The organism is Prosthecobacter sp. (assembly GCF_044227185.1).
In the GTDB taxonomy this organism is placed as follows: Bacteria; Verrucomicrobiota; Verrucomicrobiia; order Verrucomicrobiales; family Verrucomicrobiaceae; genus Prosthecobacter.
Genome location: NZ_JBGAFO010000003.1, coordinates 242,528 through 262,046, shown reverse-complemented (window position 1 = coordinate 262,046; position 19,519 = coordinate 242,528). Strand labels below are relative to the sequence as shown.

18 protein-coding genes are annotated in these 19,519 nt (G+C 61.2%); 11 read left to right on the top strand and 7 right to left on the bottom strand.

Going from position 1 to position 19,519, the window contains the following annotated elements:
• Nucleotides 1-452: 452 nt before the first annotated feature.
• Both ACILSQ_RS08860 and ACILSQ_RS08855 read right to left on the bottom strand, forming a co-directional pair.
• Nucleotides 453-1,358, bottom strand: a complete 906-nt coding sequence (locus tag ACILSQ_RS08860) for a PIG-L deacetylase family protein (RefSeq protein WP_395743242.1) — start codon at nt 1,356-1,358, stop codon at nt 453-455.
• A gap of 80 nt (nt 1,359-1,438) precedes the next feature.
• A complete protein-coding gene (locus tag ACILSQ_RS08855; protein ID WP_395743241.1) occupies nt 1,439-2,911 on the bottom strand; it encodes an MFS transporter in 1,473 nt (490 codons plus the stop codon).
• Between the two features lie 147 nt (nt 2,912-3,058).
• On the opposite strand from ACILSQ_RS08855, the gene ACILSQ_RS08850 reads away from it, so the two are divergent.
• Genes ACILSQ_RS08850 through ACILSQ_RS08835 form a run of 4 tightly spaced genes read left to right on the top strand, consistent with a single transcriptional unit; the run spans nt 3,059 to nt 7,742 of the window.
• Nucleotides 3,059-3,463, top strand: a complete 405-nt coding sequence (locus ACILSQ_RS08850) for a BlaI/MecI/CopY family transcriptional regulator (protein ID WP_395743240.1) — start codon at nt 3,059-3,061, stop codon at nt 3,461-3,463.
• A complete protein-coding gene (locus ACILSQ_RS08845) occupies nt 3,460-6,090 on the top strand; it encodes a M56 family metallopeptidase (protein ID WP_395743239.1) in 2,631 nt (876 codons plus the stop codon). Before ACILSQ_RS08850 ends, ACILSQ_RS08845 begins: the two co-directional genes overlap by 4 nt.
• Nucleotides 6,091-6,136: 46 nt before the next feature.
• Nucleotides 6,137-7,162, top strand: coding sequence for a methyltransferase (locus ACILSQ_RS08840; protein WP_395743238.1), 1,026 nt, complete (start codon nt 6,137-6,139; stop codon nt 7,160-7,162).
• A gap of 52 nt (nt 7,163-7,214) precedes the next feature.
• Nucleotides 7,215-7,742, top strand: coding sequence for a cation transporter (locus ACILSQ_RS08835; protein ID WP_395743237.1), 528 nt, complete (start codon nt 7,215-7,217; stop codon nt 7,740-7,742).
• A 60-nt stretch (nt 7,743-7,802) separates the two neighbouring features.
• On the opposite strand, the gene ACILSQ_RS08830 is transcribed toward ACILSQ_RS08835, so the two are convergent.
• Nucleotides 7,803-8,177 (bottom strand): hypothetical protein, encoded by a 375-nt coding sequence (locus ACILSQ_RS08830; protein WP_395743236.1) that lies wholly within the window; start codon nt 8,175-8,177, stop codon nt 7,803-7,805.
• An 11-nt stretch (nt 8,178-8,188) separates the two neighbouring features.
• A complete protein-coding gene (locus ACILSQ_RS08825) occupies nt 8,189-9,019 on the bottom strand; it encodes a class I fructose-bisphosphate aldolase (RefSeq protein WP_395743235.1) in 831 nt (276 codons plus the stop codon).
• Between the two features lie 81 nt (nt 9,020-9,100).
• Here ACILSQ_RS08825 and ACILSQ_RS08820 point away from each other — a divergent pair, with 81 nt between their 5' ends.
• From ACILSQ_RS08820 to ACILSQ_RS08805, 4 genes are all read left to right on the top strand, one after another.
• Nucleotides 9,101-9,238, top strand: a complete 138-nt coding sequence (locus tag ACILSQ_RS08820; RefSeq protein ID WP_395743587.1) for an IS4 family transposase — start codon at nt 9,101-9,103, stop codon at nt 9,236-9,238.
• A 91-nt stretch (nt 9,239-9,329) separates the two neighbouring features.
• Nucleotides 9,330-10,592 carry a serpin family protein gene (locus tag ACILSQ_RS08815; RefSeq protein ID WP_395743234.1) on the top strand — a complete coding sequence of 421 codons (1,263 nt, stop codon included), beginning with the start codon at nt 9,330-9,332 and terminating at the stop codon, nt 10,590-10,592.
• 55 nt (nt 10,593-10,647) lie between these two features.
• Nucleotides 10,648-11,190: a Uma2 family endonuclease gene (locus ACILSQ_RS08810; RefSeq protein ID WP_395743233.1), complete on the top strand. Its 543-nt coding sequence runs from the start codon at nt 10,648-10,650 to the stop codon at nt 11,188-11,190.
• A 218-nt stretch (nt 11,191-11,408) separates the two neighbouring features.
• On the top strand, nt 11,409-12,203 hold the full coding sequence (locus tag ACILSQ_RS08805; RefSeq protein WP_395743232.1) for a hypothetical protein: 795 nt from the start codon (nt 11,409-11,411) through the stop codon (nt 12,201-12,203).
• A 674-nt stretch (nt 12,204-12,877) separates the two neighbouring features.
• Here the strand turns inward: ACILSQ_RS08805 and ACILSQ_RS08800 are convergent.
• Nucleotides 12,878-13,702 (bottom strand): alpha/beta hydrolase family protein, encoded by an 825-nt coding sequence (locus ACILSQ_RS08800; protein ID WP_395743231.1) that lies wholly within the window; start codon nt 13,700-13,702, stop codon nt 12,878-12,880.
• Nucleotides 13,703-13,788: 86 nt separating this feature from the next.
• Here ACILSQ_RS08800 and ACILSQ_RS08795 point away from each other — a divergent pair, with 86 nt between their 5' ends.
• Nucleotides 13,789-15,507: a sulfatase-like hydrolase/transferase gene (locus ACILSQ_RS08795; RefSeq protein ID WP_395743230.1), complete on the top strand. Its 1,719-nt coding sequence runs from the start codon at nt 13,789-13,791 to the stop codon at nt 15,505-15,507.
• Between the two features lie 14 nt (nt 15,508-15,521).
• Here ACILSQ_RS08795 and ACILSQ_RS08790 read toward each other — a convergent pair whose 3' ends face one another.
• Complete coding sequence (locus tag ACILSQ_RS08790) at nt 15,522-16,100, bottom strand: class I SAM-dependent methyltransferase (RefSeq protein WP_395743229.1); 579 nt, start codon at nt 16,098-16,100, stop codon at nt 15,522-15,524.
• A gap of 72 nt (nt 16,101-16,172) precedes the next feature.
• Nucleotides 16,173-17,087, bottom strand: coding sequence for a tetratricopeptide repeat protein (locus ACILSQ_RS08785; RefSeq protein ID WP_395743228.1), 915 nt, complete (start codon nt 17,085-17,087; stop codon nt 16,173-16,175).
• A gap of 173 nt (nt 17,088-17,260) precedes the next feature.
• On the opposite strand from ACILSQ_RS08785, the gene ACILSQ_RS08780 reads away from it, so the two are divergent.
• Both ACILSQ_RS08780 and ACILSQ_RS08775 read left to right on the top strand, forming a co-directional pair.
• Nucleotides 17,261-17,590, top strand: a complete 330-nt coding sequence (locus ACILSQ_RS08780) for a hypothetical protein (protein WP_395743227.1) — start codon at nt 17,261-17,263, stop codon at nt 17,588-17,590.
• 105 nt (nt 17,591-17,695) lie between these two features.
• Complete coding sequence (locus ACILSQ_RS08775) at nt 17,696-19,315, top strand: sodium:solute symporter (RefSeq protein ID WP_395743226.1); 1,620 nt, start codon at nt 17,696-17,698, stop codon at nt 19,313-19,315.
• The last annotated feature ends 204 nt before the right edge of the window (nt 19,316-19,519 follow it).

Below are 19,519 nucleotides of genomic sequence, written 5' to 3'. Positions count from 1 at the left end.
GACGCAAACCGAGTGCGTGCGCTTCTCGCATGCCTCCGGCATGCGGCCTTGACCGTGAGCGAGAGATCACAATGAGGTCCGGTGGTTGCCGCTCGCCAAGCCTCGCTTCACCGCCGGCCATTTTCCGTGCTCCCTCCGGGAGCGCAGAGTGACGGCACCTTTTTCCGCAGGCTGTGGTAGAGCGTTTTCCAAAACGGATTTCCGGTCAGCGGTGCTTGGAGACGTTCGCCGGAGGCTGGAGGACCAGCCTCCCCACCTCGCTGCACGCATGCGAGTACCCAGCGCAGGTAGGGCTGGCTGTCCTCAGCCAGCCGCCGTCGAAGCCCATGATCCGCGATCAAGAAACAGCCCGCTAAACGGAAATGAGTTTTGCGAACCGCTATGGAAGTCGAGCTGAAGGCGGAACGAGAGCCTGGGTGTGATGTGTCCTGCTCCTCCGGTTTGCGCGGACGCTACTTCTCTCCGTAGAAGGGGAAGAGCTGGCGGATCTCGGCGGGGCTGGGGCGGCGGCCGTATTCGCAGACTTCGAAGGTCTCGGCGTATTTCACGGCGCTGCCCTTTTCTTCGCCGTAGAGCTTGATGAGGAGGGCGCGGTATTTTTCGGCTTCGCTGCTCTGGCGTGCGCCCCAGCGGCGTTTGAGCCAGGCGCGGCGGGCTGTTTCATCGCTGGCGGGCGGGACTTCTTTTTCCACGTATTCGGCGGAGCCGCTGGCGCCGCCTTCGTAGGCCTGGGAGGTGAGCTCGTGGATGCCGTCGAGTTTTTGCTCAAAGGAGTCGTCCACACTGACGGCGATGTCCGGGGTGAAGGGGTAGGGCTTCTGGAAGCCGTCGCTGGAGTAGAGGAAGACGGGGTTCTTTTTCAACGGCGGCACATCCGGAACGATGAAGGGGACGGTGACCATGAAGGCGGCATCCTGCAGCAGCACGCCGACATAGCGGTGGTCCGGGTGGTAATCCCAGGGGCGGTGAGCGATGACGATGTCGGCCTTCCACTCGCGGATGACGCGGGTGATGAGCTTGCGATTTTCGAGCGAGGGCATGAGCTCGCCATCGTGGATGTCGAGGACCTGGGAGGTGACGCCGAGTTTTTTGGCGCAGGCGGCGACCTCAGCGGCGCGGCGCAGGGCGAGGGGGCCGCCGGCCTCTTTCCAGTGGCCGATGTCCCCATTGGTCACGGAGACGAGTTTGACATGATGGCCCTGGCGCGCCCATTTCACGGCGGTGCCTGCGGTTTTGTACTCGGCGTCATCGGGGTGCGCGCCGAAGACGATGATGCGGAGCTTGCCGTCGCCTTTGTCCTCCGCGTGAAGGGTGAAGGCGGAGAGGCAGAGGATGAGAGATAGGATAGAGCGAATCATGGCGGCAGGAGTACGCCGCCATGATTTAGAGTCGTTCAGAAGCTGAGCGAAGAACGCCGAGCTTCTTTGCCAGGATGGCTTTAAGATTCCTCCGATTTCGGCTCCGGCAGCAGCAGGCCGACCAGGAGTGCGACGACGGCGATGCCGAGGCCGACGTAACCGGCGGCCTTGGCGAGATGGACGGGCAGGATCTTGGTGGGATCGCCGGAAATCATGGGGGCGATGAGATTGGTGGTCACAAAGGCCATGCTGGTGCCGATCATGCGGCCGCCGACATTGGTGGCGAAGCTGCCGCCGGTGCCGCGCAGGTGCATGGGGAAGACCTTGGGGAGATATTCACCGAAGTAGCTGAACTGGGCGACGGTGACGAGGCCGCAGAGCGCGTAGGCCCACATGAAGGTGTGGCCGCCGACATGGAAGAAGTACAAGTAGGTCAGAGGCAGCAGGATGAGGGCAGGAAGCTGAAACACCTTCAGCAGGGCCACGCGGCTGAGGCCGATGACGAGCAACAGGGCCAGAAGGACCCGGCCGACAAGACCGCCCATTTCCTGATAGAACTGCACGTCGTTGCCCACCTCTTTGACTTTTTTGTCCAGGGGGGCCATGTCTTTTTTGATGTCTGCCAGCGCGGTCTTGGCCGCGGCTTCCTCAGGTGAACCGGGGGCGGCCTTCTTGGCGGCGACGGCCTGCTCGGCGGCCTTTTTCCGCAGCGGAGCCATCTTCTTGCTGGTGTCTGAAAGCTCTGGCAGGCCGGGGGCGATGCGCAGGGGGGTGAGCTGCAGGGCGCCAAATGCGATGCCGTAGGCGCAGGCGGAAAGAACGGCGGTGACGAGCGTGACACGACGAAGCTCCGGGGCGAAAAGGGCGCCGAAGCTCGCGCGCTTCAGGGTGCCCGCGGCCTTTTTGTCCTTCCATGCCTTGGACTCAGGCACGAAGGGCAGCATCAAGGCGATGGGGATGGCGGGAAGGATGCCCGTCATGAGAAGGTAGCGCCAGGAAGAAATTTCTGGCAGGCCGAGGGAGGGCAGATCTTTGAGATGGGCCACGATCCACACATTGATGACGGTGACGAGGATGCCGCCGAGAGAGGCGAAGGCCTGGGTGATGCCCAGCCACTTTTCCTTTTGATGCTTGTCTTCAAAGACCTCCGCGAGCCAGGTGATGGCCGCGACGAACTCCACGCAGACGCCGATGAAGGTGAGGCTGCGGAAGGTGACAAACATGCCGAGCGAGGTGGAGTAGGCGGCGCAGAAGGGGGAGGCTGAGTAGATGAAGATGCTGGCGGCCATGACGAACTTGCGGCCCAGCTTGTCTGTGAGCCAGCCGCCGATGAGGCCGAAGAAACCGCCGCAGAGAGCGCTGATCCACAGCAGGCGTCCGGTCCACGCGGTCACGTCCGGATGGGTCATGTCGATGCCGAGCAGTTCCGCAATGGCGGGCGGAGCCGTGAGCGGAGTCATCAGCAGCTCATAGGTGTCAAACAGGAAGCCGATGCTGGCGATGATGATGATGAGCCAGTGAGTGGTGGTGAATTTGGGTGCGGGAGTGGACATGGCGGGGCGATGCTGTCAGGAGATGGGAGGCAAGTCAACGGGCGGCGTGGGCGGAATTCATCAAGCGGATGCTCATTGGCGGAAAGTCCTACATGTGTCGTATTTCAGGCTCGACAAATCCGACAAATGTCGTCAAACTCGCCGAATATGGCTAAAAAATCACTCCCATCACTTTCCGCGGCGGAGCAGGCGCTGATGGACATCCTCTGGAAGAAACATCCGGCGAGCGTGCTGGAGCTGCTGGAGGCCGTGAACCAGGGGCGGAGCGAGCCGGTGACGCGCAACACGCTGCAGACGCAGCTCACGCGGCTGGAGGCAAAGGGGTGGATCACCCGTGATGACTCGAGCCGCAGCCATGCCTATGAGCCGGCGGTGGCGGAGCAGCGGGGGAGGACCAGCGTGCTGGCGGATCTGAAGCAGCGCTTCTTTGGCGGGAGCAATCTGGCGCTGGTGCGCTGCCTGGTGGAGAGCGGCGACATCTCCGAGGAGGAGCTGGCGGAGTTGAGGAAACTCGTGCGCCACAGCAGCGGGAAGAAAGGAGAGGAGTCATGAATGCGGAGACGATCGCGTGTTTAAACTACGTCGTGCACAGTCTGGTGATCGGTTCGGCGGCGTGGCTGCTGGTGCGGTTTGTGATCCGTGATGCGCTGCGGCGCTGCATTCTGGCGAACCTGGCGGTGCTGATGTGTCTCTACACGCCTTTCAACGTCGGGATGCAGGACTTGATGCCGAAGCCGAAGGAGGAGGCGCCGGTGTGGACGCCGATCCGCGAGACGCTCAAGGCGGACTGGCGTGTGAGCGTGGCGCCGGTGAGTGCGCCAGAGGTGAAGGTGGTGAGTCAGGAGAGGCGGTGGGATGTGAATGATGGGATGAGGGGGCTGCGGTGGTTTTCGTGGAGTGTGACGGCGCTGCTGCTGCTGAGGCTGCTGGTGCAAAGCGTGCGCGTGCAGCGCTGGGCGTGGGGGCTGCGCGAGCCGACGCCGGCGGAGATGGACCTGCTGCCGCAAGATGCGCGCCTTGGACGGCTGCGTGTGTTTGAGACCGAGGGCACGCCGTGTGTGGCAGGGTGGTTTTTTCCGGTGATCGCGGTTCCGGCGGGTGCGTTTCAAAAGCTGACGCCGTGGCAGTGGGGCTGGGTGCTGCGGCATGAGGCGGAGCATCTGCGCCTGCATGATACGGTGGCGGTGATCCTGCAGAACATCGTGCGCGCCTGCCTCTGGTGGAACCCCTTTGTGCATGCGCTGGTGGAGGACTATGCCCAGGCGCGTGAGGAGATGTGTGATGATGCTGCGGTGGGTGAGCAGCGCGAGCACACGGCGTATGCTGACTTTCTGCTGGAGTGCGCGGCGAGGCCGGGGCCGCAGCAGGCGTGTGTGATGCCGATCGCGTATTCGCAGCCGGCACGGCGGCTGAAGGCGCGGCTGGTGGCGCTGATGGAGGCACGTGGCGTGCGAAAGAAAGTGGGGGCGCTGTTTGTGCTGGCGCTGGTGGCTTTTGCAGTGCTGGCGCCGGTGGTCGCGGCATCGTTTGGAGTGGCTACTGCGGAGGCGCAGGAGCCTGTGAAGACCAAGGTGGATCGTGGTCCAATGTACACACGGGCGTACAAGGTGGCGCCGGATTTTTTGAGCATGGGTGAGCCGCAGTCGGATCCCTTTGCGGGAGGCACGGGGGCCACAACGGCTGTCATCCGAAAGTCCGCCCGTGAACTTTTGGAGGATCGGGGCATTCCTTTTCCGGGAGGGGCCAGTGCCATCTACAATCCAGCGACCTCACAACTGATCGTGCGGCATTACAGGCAGGCACTCGATCAAATCGAAGCCATCGTTGACCGGCTGAGCAAGCGGACGCCTCTGGTGCACTTTCAGTGCAAACTGATTCAGGCTGACGGTTACTTTGAGACGCACGGAGGCATTTTAAAGCCTGATGAAGCCAAAGAACTGTGGCGGCAGGTGTCGCAGAAAAAGGGCATCGAACTGGCAACCATGCCAAGCACTACCGGGAAACTGGGAGCGGAGGCCATCGCTGAAGCCGTGCAGGAGGTGTTTCCGGAAAAGATAACGGACGCTAATATCAACCATGCCCTCAAACTCATCGGGCCGAGCATCAAGCTCACCGCCAGCCTGGCGGTGAATGGCAAAGCGCTGGTCGTGGCGAAAGTGGATCTGGGAGTTGATCTGGATGGAGCCTATCCGTGGCTGCCGCAAAAGGGCGACAAGCCGGATTGGAACCGTGTGGAAACCTACACATCATCCGCCAAGGCGGAACTGGCGAGCGGTGAGACGCTCGTGATGCATCTCCGGACCTCGAAAAAATATGTCACTGTGCTCATGACGGCCGAAGCGCTGAATCCGACCGGCCAGAAGGCGATCAATTTTGAATCGACCGCGACGGTGTTGCCATCCAGCACGGGGATCGACCTGCCCGACAAAGCTGCGAATGAATGGAGCCAGCGTGTTTACCGCGTTCCGCAGGGCTTTCCAAATGACAAGCCGCCGATGGAGGTGCTCCAAACAGCAGGCATTTCATTTGAAAAGAATGCCTCAGCAGTGCTGAGAGATGGCAAGCTCACCGTGCGCAATACCAAGCCGAATCTGGAGCTTATCGAGGTGTGGCTTGGGCAGCTCCACGAGGCTGCGGTGAATAAGCGTGTGGTCGTCAATGTGAAGGCGGTCGAGATGAAGGGGAATCTTTTGGAGCTGATGAAAGAGTGGGTGCCGCCCTTGCCTGATGCTCCAAAGCCAGCCGTGGTCACGGACCCGACGCTGCTGCTCCCTGCGGCGTCGCCACCAGCGGGAGAGATTTTGCGACAGTCCACTATAGCGGGGATCTTATCAGATTCTCAGTTTCAGACAGTGATGAAGAAGCTCGCCGTCACCCATATGAAGCTCGAAATTTTGAGACTGGATGACATATCGAAGAAGTACAAGCTGCCGGACACGATGGGTGGTCTGGAAGCAACGGTGGAATCAAAGATTGGTGGAGATGGAAACACGATTGAACTCATCATCACGGTTGAAAGTGTGAACAGATCCATCTCCACCGGGGTGAGCATATGGGACGGGCAGACAGTCATCATGGGCGCGCAGCCCTCGGATCATTTGACAAGGTGTCTGTTCATTACCGCGCATATGGTGTCAGACCTTCCCGCGCAGGTGGTGAAAGAAGAGGAGAAAAAGTGAAATCAGGTTTTGCCGCCGATGTGCGCCGCCTTCATCATGCGGCACCATGATGCACGACCTCACCTCCGCCCCGACCACTGATCCGACCAGCATTTATCGTTATCGCGACTGCCTGTATGCGGCTGACATGGTCACGGCGGCGCTGAGCGTGGATTTTTTCACCTGGCTGTCGGGGAATCCGTCATCGCTGGAGGGGATCTGCGGGCACTTTGGATTCACGGAGAGGCCGTGCGACACGATGATGACGCTGTTTGCGGCGAACGGCTGGGTGAAGAATGAAGGCGGGGCGTTTCACACGACGGAGGTGGTGCGGGAGTTTTTGTGCGCCGGAACGGTGTGGGAGGTGAGGCCGTATTTTGCCTCGCTGCATGACCGGCCGATCGCGCGGGATTTTCTGGAGGTGCTGAAGACGGACAAGCCGGCGGGCTGGAGCGGCGACAAGGCGGCCTTTGACTGGCACAAGGCAATGGAGCAGGAGGACTTTGCGCGGAAGTTCACCGCGGCGATGGACTGCCGCGGTGTGTATCTCTCGCAGGCGCTGGCGAAGAAGCTGGACCTCACCGGGCGGACGTGCCTGCTGGATATCGGCGCGGGGTCAGGGATCTATGCGTGCGCGATCACGGCGCAGCACCCGCATATGAAGGCGGTGGCGTTTGACCAGGCGCCGGTGGACCGCATCGCGGGGAAGCTGATTGAGGAACGTGGATGCGCGGAGCGTGTGAGCGTGGCGACGGGGAACATGTTTGAGGGCATGCCCTCGGGCTGTGATGTGCATCTGTTTTCGAACGTGCTGCACGACTGGGGCGTGCCGGAGGTGAAGAAGCTGCTGGCCGCCTCGCATGCGGCGCTGCCGAAGGGCGGGCTGCTCATCATTCATGATGCCATCATCAATGCGGACAAAACGGGGCCCCTGCATGTGGCGGAGTATTCATGCCTGCTGATGCACTCCACGCAGGGGAAATGCTACAGCACGGGCGAGTATGCAACCTTGCTGGATGAAGCGGGTTTCACACCGGCCGGGTATCATGACACGCAAATCGCGCGCGGATTCATGACCGCGATTCGTCGTTAAAAATTAAATTGTGCAAAGAAACTGATTTGTCGTATCGTCTGATTGTTCGCTTATGAAATTCATCACTCTGCTTTCCATCCTCGCTCTCACCGCGTCTGTTCGTGCTGAGACCACCATCACCATGACCGGCGTGCACAACTGCTGCGGCAGTTGCGCCAAGGGCATCATCAAGGCCGGCTCCATCGGCGAAGGTGTCACCATCGACGTTCCTGAAAAGAGCAGCACGGTGACGATCACCTCGAAGAAGAAGGGTGACGCGATGAAGGCCGCCGAGGCGATCATCGCCGGAGGATACTACGGCAAGATCGAAGGCGACGAATCCGCCTCCAAAAAATCCGCCAGCAAGCCTGCGGCTGCCGCCAAGCCTGAGGCCAAGATGACGAAGGCCACCGTTTCCGGCGTGCACCTCTGCTGCAAGAAGTGCGAAACCGCGGCAGCCAATGCCGTGAAGACGGTTCCAGGCATCACCAAGAGCGACATCGTCGCGAAGGCCACATCATTCACTGTCGAGGGCGAGTTCACCAAGTCTGAACTGGCTGCCGCCCTCAATGCCGCCGGCTTTGCCGGTGACATCAAATAACTACCGCAACCAACAACGAGCGGGGCCGGGGTTTGCGAAAGCGGCCCCGGCTTTCTTTTTTTATTCGCCTCGGTCCATGCTTTTGACGGGCCAATAGTACCCGCCAACCAGCCGAATTTTGTTCACTGCCACGTAGGTCAAGGATGAGAGAAAGAGGGCAGTCAGTGCAACGGCGGGAATTCCGCTGATGAGCCCTGAACAAAGTACGACGGCTCCCAGCAACGGCTTCAACCGCCAAAAGCGCAGCGCAGCTGCGAGGCTGACGATCACGGATGCCCCTAGTGCCCCGAGACTCATCGATATGCGCGTGGCAACCGGGCGTTCCAGGTCCGGATATTTGTCGTGGATCCAAATGCTGGCAAGGTAGGAGCAGGCCACACCAAGCGTGAACAAGAGCACAAACTCTCCAAAAAATGCCTTCCAGCGCGAGCTCATGAGGTTTGGTGCTACACCATCGCCAGCGCGGCTTCGACGCTCGCGCCTTCGTGCACCATGGCCATCAGAGCACGGGTGATGCCTTTGGGGTTGGGGTGCTGGATGACGTTGCGGCCATAGACGATGCCGGACGCGCCTTGTTCGAGGAGGCCCTGGGTGCGCTCGAGGATTTCGCGGTCGCTCACACGGCCGCCGCCGCGGACGAGGACGGGGATGCCGGAGGCGGCTTCGATGACTTTATGGTACTGGCTGACGTCGTTGGTGGGGTCGGCCTTGATGATGTCGGCGCCGAGTTCGACAGCCTGGCGCACGAGATTGGTGATGGTGGGTTCGTCGCCATTGACCATGTAACCGCCGGCGATTTCGTTCGGCTGGAACACGAGGGGCTCCACCATCATGGGCATGCCGTAGTAGTCGGCCTGGGGCTTGAGTTTGAGGATGTTTTCGATGCACTCGGCATGCACTTCGGGGGCGCCGGGGATCTGGAAGAGGTTCACGCAGACGCAGGCGGCGTCATGGCGCACGGCCTGGAGCATGCAGTCTTCGATCATGAGGCTGAAGCGGCGGTTTTCCGGAAGGGTCTTGCCGTAGATGTTTGCCACGTCGGTGCGGAGCACGAGGCTGGGCTTTTCGCGGCCGGGGATTTCCTGCAGGTGGCGGGCCATGCCGAGGGTGAGCTGGATGGCGTCCGGCGCGGCCTCGACGAGGGTCTTCACCACCTTGCGCATGTCTTCGATGCCGTTGATGAAGCCGGCCTGATTGAAGAAGCCATGATCGATGGCGACGTCGAAGCAGCGGTTGGACTTGGCGTTGAAGAGGCGTTTGAGGCGGAAGGATTTCATGGTGGCGCATAGTGAAGCGACATCGGGCGAGGTCAACTGGGGGCGGTGGTGCGCGTGGTATGCGTCTGAGCGGTCAAAAGCATCGCACGTCTCGGCGGCCACCTCGGCCGTAAAGGCCACGGCCACCCCGGGGCGCAGGTGCCATGGCAAGGCCTGAACAAACTCAACACCATCACTGATGTCTGGCGCAGGCTTCGCACTCAAGCACCTTGTGGGTAAAGCTCAGGCTTCAGCACCGCTTTTCGCGCCGCCCCACGCCCCTTCATAAAAATTCACGTGCCGTCGCCCGCGAAAGCGCGCACTCTCCAGCATGAGAAGAGCCCGCCTCCTCCTTTTCCTGCTGGCAGTCTCCGTCCCATCACTCTGGTCGGCCACCCCGGAATCCGCCGCCCATGCAGTGAATGCGTTCGGTCTCGACCTCCACCGCCAGATGCCGAAGGAGGGCAACCTCTGCCTCTCCCCCTACTCCATCCAGTCCGCCCTGGCCATGACCTACCTCGGCGCCAGCGGAATGACCGCGGACGAAATGGCCCGCGTGCTTCACTTCCCGAAGAATCAGCAGGCCTTGGGCGAATCTTTCGCCGCCCTCAGACAGGCCCTGCTCGAAGCCGAAGAAGCTTCTGTAAAACGTGTGGCGGAGGCAAAGAAATACGGCGGCCCCTCGGAACCTCTGACCCTGCGTGTGGCCAGCCGACTCTTCGGACAAAACACCTATGAGTTTCGCAAACCGTTTCTCGCAGAGGTAAAAACCGCTTTTGGCGCCCCTTTGCAGCCCATGAATTTTCGCAAAAACCCTGCAGCAGCGACGCACGAGATCAATGCCTGGGTCGCAAAGCAGACCCAAAACAAAATCCGCGATCTGATCGGCGATCCTCTGAGCGCCGACACACGCCTCGCGCTGGTAAACGCCCTCTACTTCAAAGCCCCTTGGTCCTCTGAGTCCGCGGAAGCCGACACCATGCCGAAGCCGTTTTTTGTGAATGGCGGCAGGCAGGCCGTGGACGTGCCCACCATGCAGTCAGACCTGAACATGCGTTACTACAATGGCCGTGGCTTTCAGGCAGTCACTCGGTCGTATGCAGGACACCAGCTCCATTTTTTACTCATCATTCCCGACAGCATCGGCGGCATCTCGGGTGTGGAGGCAAAACTGACGCCCGAAGTGCTTCTTGCATGTTCCAAGGCCGAATATCGGGAGGTCATTCTGCACCTGCCCAAATTCAAACTCACTCCGCCTACCATTCAGCTTGGCGACGTCTTGAAAAAGCTGGGCATGACCACCGCCTTTGATGACCCCCGTGGCAGCGCAGACTTCGACGCCATGGCCCCCAGGAAGCCAGAAGACTACCTCTACATTTCCAAGGTGTTTCACAAGACCTTCCTGGAGCTCAACGAAAAAGGCACCGAAGCTGCCGCCGCCACCGCCGTGGTGATGATGCCTGGAGCAATCGCCATAGCGCCAGAACGCCCCAAACCCATCGTCCTCAAAGCCGACCGCCCCTTCCTCTTCGCCATCCAGCACGCAGAATCCGGCGCCTGTCTCTTCCTCGGCCGTGTCACCGACCCGCGCTGATCTCTTCCCGCAGTTGAAGCGGAGGGCATATTGTGGCATGGCCTAATCGCGAAACATGAATGCTCTGCAACAAATCCCAGGCATCAAAAGCCAGACGGCCTTCAATTTGAAGCGCTGGGATGAGATTGGACGTGACCCGCTGGTGAGAAACTGGCCCGGCAAAGTAGAGACTGACCGCTACGGGCGGCCCATCATAATGGGCTACGCTGAATTCTCCCATGGAGGTATGCAGGTTGATCTTGCTACATTGCTTCGGGAGCATGCCCCCGCTGGCAAAGTGACCGTCGAATGTCCCATCTCGACCAGCGAAGGCGTGAAAGTCGCGGACGTCTGCTGGGTGTCAAAAAAGCGTCTTCTGCAGATAGGCGGCCATACGGCACTCAAGGGTGCTCCGGAAATCTGCGTCGAAGTCATTTCCCCTTCGAACAAGCGGGGAGAGATCGAAGAAAAACGCCGTCTCTACTTTGCAGCAGGAGCAAAAGAAGTATGGGTCTGCGACAAACGCGGTCGTCTCCTGTTCTTCGTCAAAGCCGCTCCTGAAGTGGACGCTGACAAATCATTGCTCTGCCCCGCGATGCCGAAGACGCTGGGCTCCTAAATTCACCTTCTTCCCGCCATTGAGCGGAAGAAATAAATTCATCCGGCCTCAAGCTATCCCCCCGCTGACAAACCGCGCCCGCGTCCCCGGATTCAGGCGCTTCAGCGCAGCTTTCGCCACACCCACCAGAACCAACCTCTCCAAAATCACCTTCCCCACGTCCCCACCCCCGATAAAAACATCTAGCCACCACACTTAAGATCTGTTAAATATCAGGCATGCGAAACTTCCTTCTCCTCCTTCTCGTTTCGACCGCCTCCTCACTCTGCTCAGCCGCCCCGCAGCCTCCGCAGTTCCCGTCATCACTCCCGCATTCGAAGAATGATCAAGAACCCCTTCCTGAAGGAGCCACGGCCGCGATGCAGGCGCTCAAACATTTCATGGAGGCCGCCACTTTGGATGAGCGTCTGCGCCACACACTGCACGCAGACATCCTGAAGCCGCGCATGGAGCAGTACTACAAACAGCCCTCCGAAAAACCCGTGATCGTGGACAGCGTGGATTTCGTGAGACTCGACCTGGATACCGATCTCGGCACCGGCCGTCACTGCATCCTGTCCATGGAAAGCAAAGCCTGGAAATTCCCGGTGCCCGTGATGCTGACAGAGCAGCCGGATGGCTTCAAGCTGGACTGGCCGGCTTTCGTGGAGTTCAAAGACCGGCAGTTGGAGAAATTCTTCCAGAACTACCAGAAAGAGCCCATGCGCTTCCATGTGGGAATCCAGCGCAACCACTTCTTTGGGCACGGCGTGCCCGACGTCTCCCACAAGGACTCCTTCTGCCTCAGCCCCGCACCTCCCGACTCTTTTCAAGGCAGTGCGTTCCTGCCGAAAGACACCGACTTCGCAGCGGAGCTGAAAACGCGCCTGCCGTGGGAAACCCATGTATGGGCCGTCGTGGAGCTGGAATGGAAAAAGCAGGGGGCGCAGCAATGGGTGGAGCTCAAAAGCGTGCCGCAGATGCACTGGTACTCGCTGCCAGAAGCCTCTCGTCCAGCCCCGCCTCAGCAGTAGCCTCTCCCATTCCGTTCAAATCCAGTCGGGTGGCCCGTCTTCGTTGGGAGGCTCCCCTTTCCATCAGGGCGGCATGGATGGCGCAAGCCAGACAGAATGCATCTTCTGCTTTCGCCTCACCTTTGCACCTTCGCGCTCCACGCGGCCTGAAGAGCAGCAGCACTCAGCCTTTTGGGGGCCCTAACCCGCATTTCTCATACCACTGGCAATCTGCGAACAGCGTGTTGCACGCGTGGATGTAGCTCGGAGCCGGAACGAAGTGGAGACAGCCGAAGGCAATTCCGATACCGAGTCGCGCCCTTCGCGGTATCGGGTTACCGCGCTGCATCGCCGCCTGTCAATGTTGGGAGTGCGAGAAGTGCAGCCTAATTCCCCCGAATAAATCTCCTGTTTTCGCTTTGCCCGTACACCTTCGCGCCCACGCGGCCTGACGGGCAGCAGCACTCAACCTTTTGAGGGCGCCAATTCCCCTGACACCTTCGTGCACCACGCGGCCTGAAGGGCCGCCGGACTCAGCCCAGGGCGCCGCGCAGCAAGCCCTGGGCAGCGCATGAAAGACACCCTTCCACCAAAAGTCGCGCTCTGAAGGAGCGCGGGAAAGGCGCCTTCAATTCCTCACCCGCCGCTCGTCGCACGAAATGTCCTGGCGCTGCAACGGCGCGGGTTAAAAAACCTCACTTCTTCCCCGCCTTCCCCGCATCCAGATACTCAATCGCCTTCTTCAGCCACTCCGCCTTCGGCGGCTGATGCCCCTGCCCCGGCACATTGATCATCTCCACGGCTTTAAAGCCCTCCTTCTTAAATCCGTTTTCAAACACCGCGCTCGTGTTCTTCAAATTGAAATCCTTCTCCCCCGTCACCAGCACATACCGGCAGTCGTTCTTCGCGATCCCCAGAATCTCGTCATGCGGAATGTACCGCGCTTCAAACACCTCCGTCTTGTCCGGCGTGACGATGTCCGTGTAAAAATTCACCCCCATGAACGCGATCGTTCCGGTGAACATCTCCGCATACGTCACCCCCAGCATGCTCGCCACGCGCCCGCCGCCGGAAAATCCCGAGACATACACGCGCTGGTCGTCGATGTCGTAGAGCTGCCGCATGTTGTCGTTCGCATCCACCGCCATGCGCATGCGGGCAAACACATCGCGCTTGTTGCCGGAGTTGTGCGCCCCCACAAAGATCAGCTTCTTCTCCGCCAGCACCGCCTCCCATTCAGGAGAAAGAGACGGCGCATCACTCGGGCTCACCCAGATGAAGAGCCCATGCGGATCTCCCTTCTTGTACTTCTTCGGCACGATGATGTCGAACTTCTCCATGCCGATGCTGAAGGGCGGCGGGGTCTCCGCCGCATGCATCCGCATCTTGAGCTGCTCATTGTCGGATACCTGCGGCGACTCCTTGAACGTGATGGGCGAACGCACCCCCGGCTTGATGGCGTCATCAGCCGCAAAACCAAGGGCGGCCAGGAAGGGAAGGATCAGGAGGGAGCGGAGCATGGCACCTCCGATCAAAGCGGCTGCCCCTGCCCCTGTCGATGCTGAAATCATGCAATCTCACACCTCTTCCTCACGTTGACCGGCGGATGAAGCACCTGCTCTGCCTGCTCTTCCTTGCCACGGCCCTCCCTGCCGCCGAACGCACCCCGAACGTCATCTTCATCCTCGCCGATGACCTTGGCTACACCGACGTCGCCTGCTTCGGCTCCAAATACTACGAGACGCCCAACATCGACAAGCTCGCCTCCCAGGGCATGAAGCTCACCCGCCATCACCACTGCCAGAACTGCCAGCCCACCCGCGCCGCACTCATGAGCGGCCAGTACGCCCCCCGCACCGGCGTTTACACCGTCGGCGGCATCGGCCGCTTTGAGTGGGAGTCCCGCCCCCTCCGCCCCGTGGACAATGTCACCGAGCTCCCTCTGGAAAAAGTCACCATCGCCCAGACCATGAAGAAAGCCGGCTACGCCACCGGCATGTTTGGCAAATGGCACCTCGGCGAAGACGCGGCGCACCACCCCGCCGCACGCGGCTTTGACGAAGCCATCGTCTCCATGGGCAGACACTTCGGTTTCAAGACCAATCCCAAGGTCGAGCACCCCAAGGACGAATACCTCGCCGACTTCCTCACCGACAAAGCCGTCGATTTCATCCAGCGCCACAAGGAGGCCCCCTTCTTCCTCTACCTGCCCCACTTCGGCGTGCACTCACCCCACGAGGCCAAGGAAAACCTCATCGCTCGCTTCAAGGACAAAGCCCCCGTCGGCGGTCACCACAGCCCCGTCTATGCCGCCATGATCGCCAGCGTGGACGAAAGCGTCGGCCGCGTCATGGCCGCCCTCGATGAACTCAAGCTCGCAGACAACACCGTCCTCATCTTCAGCAGCGACAACGGCGGCGTGGGTGGCTACGCCCGCGAAGGCCTCAAAAAAGGCGGCGACATCACCGACAACGCCCCGCTCCGCAGCGGCAAAGGCAGCCTCTACGAAGGCGGCACCCGCGTCCCCTTCATCGTCCGCTGGCCCGGCGTCACCCAGCCCGGCTCCAGCAGCGACGTCCCCACCATCCATGTGGACCTCTACCCCACCTTCGCCGAAATCGGCAAGGCCGCCGCACCCGCCGGCTATCCCCTCGATGGCGAAAGCCTCGTCCCCGTCTTCCGCGATGCCTCCGCCAGCCTGAAGCGCGACGCCATCTACCAGCACTTCCCCGGCTACCTCGGCGCCGGAGAAAACACCTGGCGCACCACCCCCGTCGGCCTCATCGAGCAGGGCGACTGGAAGCTCATGGAGTTCTTCGAAGACAACCGCCTCGAGTTGTACAATCTCAAAGACGACATCGGCGAGCAGAAAAACCTCGCCACCGCGCAGCCCGAAAAGACCAAAGACCTCCACGCCAAAATGCTCGCCTGGCGCGAATCCATCAAAGCCCCCATGCCCGCCAAAAACATGCCTTCATCCGCTGCGGTCAAGCTGAAGGGAGACGAAGTCAAAACGGACGATCAATCAGGCATCATCACGGCTCTCGGCAATGCCAGCGCCCGCTTTGGTTCCTTTTCCATCAAAGCCTCGCAGATTCGCCATGATACCAAGGCCCAAAAACTGACCATGGTCGCTCCGTTTGAAATCATCCATGAAAACAAGAAAGTCAGCAGCACAGATCCTGCGGCTGTCTCTGTGCTTGATCTGAAGGAGGAAAAAATAACCACCACTGGCCTTCATACGAACGAAATCATCGAACTCGCCCCAAAGAAGCAAGGAAAAGGCAAGGGCAAAAAGAAACAGCAGGCGGACAAGGCGGAATAAAACCGCCTCTTCACTCACGCCTTGCGCGCCAGATACACAAACGCCGGCGGCACATTCCCCCACACCACACGGCTGGTCTCCACCCCGTGCGTCATCTCATGCAGCAGCGCGCGAAACTGCCTCCCTCCCGGCAGCTTGTGAAAGCCCCAGTACGCAAACGTCGCAAAGCACCCGCCCGGCGCCAGATGCGGCAGCACATTGCCCAAGATCGCCTCCTGCAGCCCGCGCGGAAACGCCGTCCACGGCAGCCCGCTCACAATCGTGTCAAATTTCTCCCCCTCCGGCAGCACCTGCGAAAAATCAAACTCCTGCGCCCCCGCGCACTCAAAGCGCATCTTCGGAAACCGCGGCCTCAGTTGCTGCACAAACGTCTCGATCAGCTCGATCCCCACATACTCCGAATCATGCGGCATCGTCTCCGCAATCGCCGCCGTAAACGCCCCCGTCCCCGGGCCCAGTTCCAGAATGCGCTTCGCACGCCACACTCCCGCCGCCTCCATCATGCGCTCCGCCAGGGCCATGCTCGAAGGCGCCACCGCTCCGATGGTCTTCCAGTTGTGGCGCAGTTCTTTGACGAAGGTGACGGCGGACATTCGGCGCGGATGTTAACGAGCACCCGCCGTCTTGCGAGTGCTTTTGCAGCATACTGATCTGCCAGGTTCAGATTATTTCGGGATTTCCGCCGCCATCCTCACCCGGCACTCCTCCGCCGAATGCGTGTACGGATGCCCCGCCCCCAGTGTCTTCTTAAATCCCGCCCGCGCCCTCTCCATCATCCCCAGCGCCTCCTGAAATTTCGACTGCGCCTCCAGGCACAAGGCCAGGTTGAAACAGCTCATATACACATCCGCATGCTTCGCGCCCAGCACCTTCTCCCGCAGCGCCAGCACCCTGCGGTGCTCCTGCTCCGCCTCCGCATGCCGTCCCTCCTCTTGTAGCACCGCCGCCAGATTGTTCCGGCTGGCCAGCGTCTTCGGGTGCTGCGCCCCCAGCAGCTTCTCCCGCAGCGCCAGCACCGCCCGGTGCTCCTTCTCCGCCTCCGCATGCCGCCCCTCATCATTCAGCGCCGTCGCCAGATTGTTGCGGCTGTCCAGCGTGTCCAGATTCTCCGCCCCCAGCAGGCGCTGTCGCACCTCCAGCACCGCACGGTACTCCCGCACCGCTTCCGCATGCTTCCCCTGCTCCTGCAGCGTGGCCGCCAGATTGTTCCGGCTCAGCAGCGTGTCCGGGTGCTCCTTGCCTAGCACCTGCTGCCGGATCCCCAGCACCGCGCGGTTTTCCTTCTCCGCCTCCGCATACTTGCCCTCCTCCGCCAGCGTCGCCGCCAGGTCGCTCCGGCTGATCAGCGTGTCCGGATGTTCCTTCCCAAACATCTCCCCGCACGTCGCCACGATCACCCGCAGCTCCGCCTCTGCCTCCCCCAGCCGCCTCTGCTTGGACAGCGCCGCCGCGTTTTGATAATGCTGATGCAGCGCCAGCAGCCGGCTCGTCTCATGTGCCCTGGGCTCCTTCACCGGCTGCGCCCCCGCGCCACACCACGGCAGCAGCAGGATGGGCAGGCATAGGCGCATTTTATGCATGGGAGTGCTGGAATAATGCGGACGCCTCACTGCTGAGGCAAGCCTAAAACGCCTTCCCCGCCCGCCGCGCTGCTTCGTCACATACGCGTGGAAAGCCCATAAAGTTTGAACGGCATTCATGCGTCCGCATCCAAGCCCTCCGCTTGTTCATTGAAATCAAGACCACACCCACCATGAAAAACTGTCTTAAAGCCCTCGGCTCCTCCGCTCTCTGCCTTTCCACCGCATTGCTCCTCTCCCAGTGTGCCTCCCGCGCACCTCAGACCGCCGAGACCGTCCGCGCCGCCACGCCCGGTCCCACTCAGACCGGACAGGTCTCCATCAAAGCTTACGGCGACACCACCGTCGCCACCCGCAAGCTCATCCACCATCCCCTCACCAACAAGGACATCGGCAAAGTTTACGAGGAAATCACCATCGTTTCCCCTCGCGGCACCTCCGTCGAGGAACGCGTCATCGTCCGCGCTTATCCAAAGCTCGAGACCAACGTCGTCTCCAAATAACCCGTCACCTCCGGCGCATGTCCTCGTCCCCTGCGGTCTCACCTCCGCAGGCTGCGTGCTTGACGTGTGTGGTGCTTTGCAGCGAAACTTCGCTCCACACACGCCATGCCTTATCTTCTCGATGCCATCGTCATCCTCGGTTACTTCGCCCTGATCATCGGCATCGGCCTCTCCCAGCGCAGCAAAAGCGGCAGCGTGGAAGGCTTCACCCTCGGCGACCGCCAGATCGCCTGGTGGGCCGTCCTCGCCTCCATCCTCGCCGCGGAGATCAGCGCCGGCACCTTCTTCGGCGCCCCCGGTGAAGGCTACGCCCTGCGCAATTTCACCTACATCCAGCTCATCGTCGGCTACCTCCTCGCGCGCGTGGTCGTCAGCGCCGTCTTCATTCCCGCCTACTACCGGCACAATGTCGTCAGCATCTACGAGTTCCTCGGCACGCGCTTCGGCCCCCGCACCCGCCGCCTCACTTCCGTCGTCTTCCTCATCACCCGCACCCTCGCCAGCGGCACCCGCCTCTGGGTGCCCAGCATGCTCCTCGTCCTCGTCTGGCACCTGCAGTATCCCAATGAGACCCTGCACCCCATGCACGAGTTCTTCCTCACCGGCGGCGCCCTCGTCTTCGTCACCCTCGCCACCGCGCTCTACACCTCCATCGGCGGCATCCGCGCCGTCATCTGGACGGACGTCATCCAGATCATCGTCCTCATCTGCGCCCTCAGCTTCTCACTGATCTACCTCCTCGGCCACATCCCCGGCGGCTGGGCCGGCGCCACGAAACTCCTCACCGGCGAAAAAGACCTCCTCGTCTGGGACTGGGGTTTCAAAGCAGGAGCTGGTATCTGGGGCAACGTCAAAGGCATCCTCGAGCAGGAGTACACCGTCTGGGCCGCCTTCCTCGGCTCCACCTTCGTCACCCTCGCCACTCACGGCACAGACCAGGACATGGTCCAGCGCATGCTCACCGCCAAAAACAAAAAGCAGAGCGCCATGGCCACCATTCTCTCCGGCCTCGCGGATATCCCCATCACCCTCGTCGTCCTCGCCATCGGCATCCTCCTCTGGGTGTACTACCAGCAGCATCCCGACCCCGCCCTCCCGCGCAGCGACACCGGCATCGTCTCCGCAAACAAAGTCTTCCCCCACTTCATCCTCACCGTCATGCCCGGCGGCGTTCGCGGCCTCGTCCTCGCCGGCGTCCTCGCCACCGCCATGGGCTCCCTCAGCACCGCATTAAACGCCCTCGCCACCAGCTACGTGCGGGATTTCCACTTCCGCTGGTTCGGCGAGCCCGCCACAGATGCCGGCCGCGTGCGCGTCCTCCGTTTCGGCACCGTCCTCTTCGCCGTCCTCCTCATCTCCGTCGCCCTCGGCACCGCCTGGGTCACCGCGCACAATCCCACCCTCCGCATCCTCCCCATCATCCTCGGCATCTTCGGCTACACCTACGGCTCCCTCCTCGGCGTCTTCATGGTCGGCCTCTTCACCCGCTCCCGCGGCAATGATTTCGGCAATGCGCTCGCCATGCTCGCTGGCTTCATCGTCGTCGCCTACCTCAGTGGCCTCGACATCGATATCCTCAAACTCTTCAACCCCGACACCACCTGGAAGCACGCCGACTGGGTCCCCGTCATCGAGTTCCCCTGGCGCATCATGTTCGGCACCATCGTCACCTTCTCCATCGCCATCCTCTTCCCCTCTCGCCCCCCACAGGACCATCAAGCCTGACCCATCGCCCCTTCAATCTTCCTCCACCTCTTCCTCCTCCTCTTCCTCCTCCTCTTCCTCCTCCTCTTCCTCCCTCAATCGTCCTCGTCCTCGTCCTCGTCCTCGTCCTCGATCCTCCCGCCCCGCAAACTCCCAGCCCTCCGCTCGCCCCTCCCTCTTCGCTCGTAGTTCGGGCTTCAGCCCGTTCCGGAAACCATCCTCGCT

Coding starts and splice junctions, on each gene's coding strand:
- ACILSQ_RS08845 (WP_395743239.1), top strand. CDS start 3,460: ATGAATGCGGAGACGATCGCGTGTTTAAACTACGTCGTGCACAGTCTG.
- ACILSQ_RS08800 (WP_395743231.1), bottom strand. CDS start 13,702: ATGCTCCGCTCCCTCCTGATCCTTCCCTTCCTGGCCGCCCTTGGTTTT.
- ACILSQ_RS08805 (WP_395743232.1), top strand. CDS start 11,409: ATGCGAAACTTCCTTCTCCTCCTTCTCGTTTCGACCGCCTCCTCACTC.
- ACILSQ_RS08780 (WP_395743227.1), top strand. CDS start 17,261: ATGAAAAACTGTCTTAAAGCCCTCGGCTCCTCCGCTCTCTGCCTTTCC.
- ACILSQ_RS08810 (WP_395743233.1), top strand. CDS start 10,648: ATGAATGCTCTGCAACAAATCCCAGGCATCAAAAGCCAGACGGCCTTC.
- ACILSQ_RS08850 (WP_395743240.1), top strand. CDS start 3,059: ATGGCTAAAAAATCACTCCCATCACTTTCCGCGGCGGAGCAGGCGCTG.
- ACILSQ_RS08790 (WP_395743229.1), bottom strand. CDS start 16,100: ATGTCCGCCGTCACCTTCGTCAAAGAACTGCGCCACAACTGGAAGACC.
- ACILSQ_RS08825 (WP_395743235.1), bottom strand. CDS start 9,019: ATGAAATCCTTCCGCCTCAAACGCCTCTTCAACGCCAAGTCCAACCGC.
- ACILSQ_RS08775 (WP_395743226.1), top strand. CDS start 17,696: ATGCCTTATCTTCTCGATGCCATCGTCATCCTCGGTTACTTCGCCCTG.
- ACILSQ_RS08815 (WP_395743234.1), top strand. CDS start 9,330: ATGAGAAGAGCCCGCCTCCTCCTTTTCCTGCTGGCAGTCTCCGTCCCA.
- ACILSQ_RS08785 (WP_395743228.1), bottom strand. CDS start 17,087: ATGCATAAAATGCGCCTATGCCTGCCCATCCTGCTGCTGCCGTGGTGT.
- ACILSQ_RS08835 (WP_395743237.1), top strand. CDS start 7,215: ATGAAATTCATCACTCTGCTTTCCATCCTCGCTCTCACCGCGTCTGTT.
- ACILSQ_RS08840 (WP_395743238.1), top strand. CDS start 6,137: ATGATGCACGACCTCACCTCCGCCCCGACCACTGATCCGACCAGCATT.
- ACILSQ_RS08830 (WP_395743236.1), bottom strand. CDS start 8,177: ATGAGCTCGCGCTGGAAGGCATTTTTTGGAGAGTTTGTGCTCTTGTTC.
- ACILSQ_RS08860 (WP_395743242.1), bottom strand. CDS start 1,358: ATGATTCGCTCTATCCTATCTCTCATCCTCTGCCTCTCCGCCTTCACC.
- ACILSQ_RS08795 (WP_395743230.1), top strand. CDS start 13,789: ATGAAGCACCTGCTCTGCCTGCTCTTCCTTGCCACGGCCCTCCCTGCC.
- ACILSQ_RS08855 (WP_395743241.1), bottom strand. CDS start 2,911: ATGTCCACTCCCGCACCCAAATTCACCACCACTCACTGGCTCATCATC.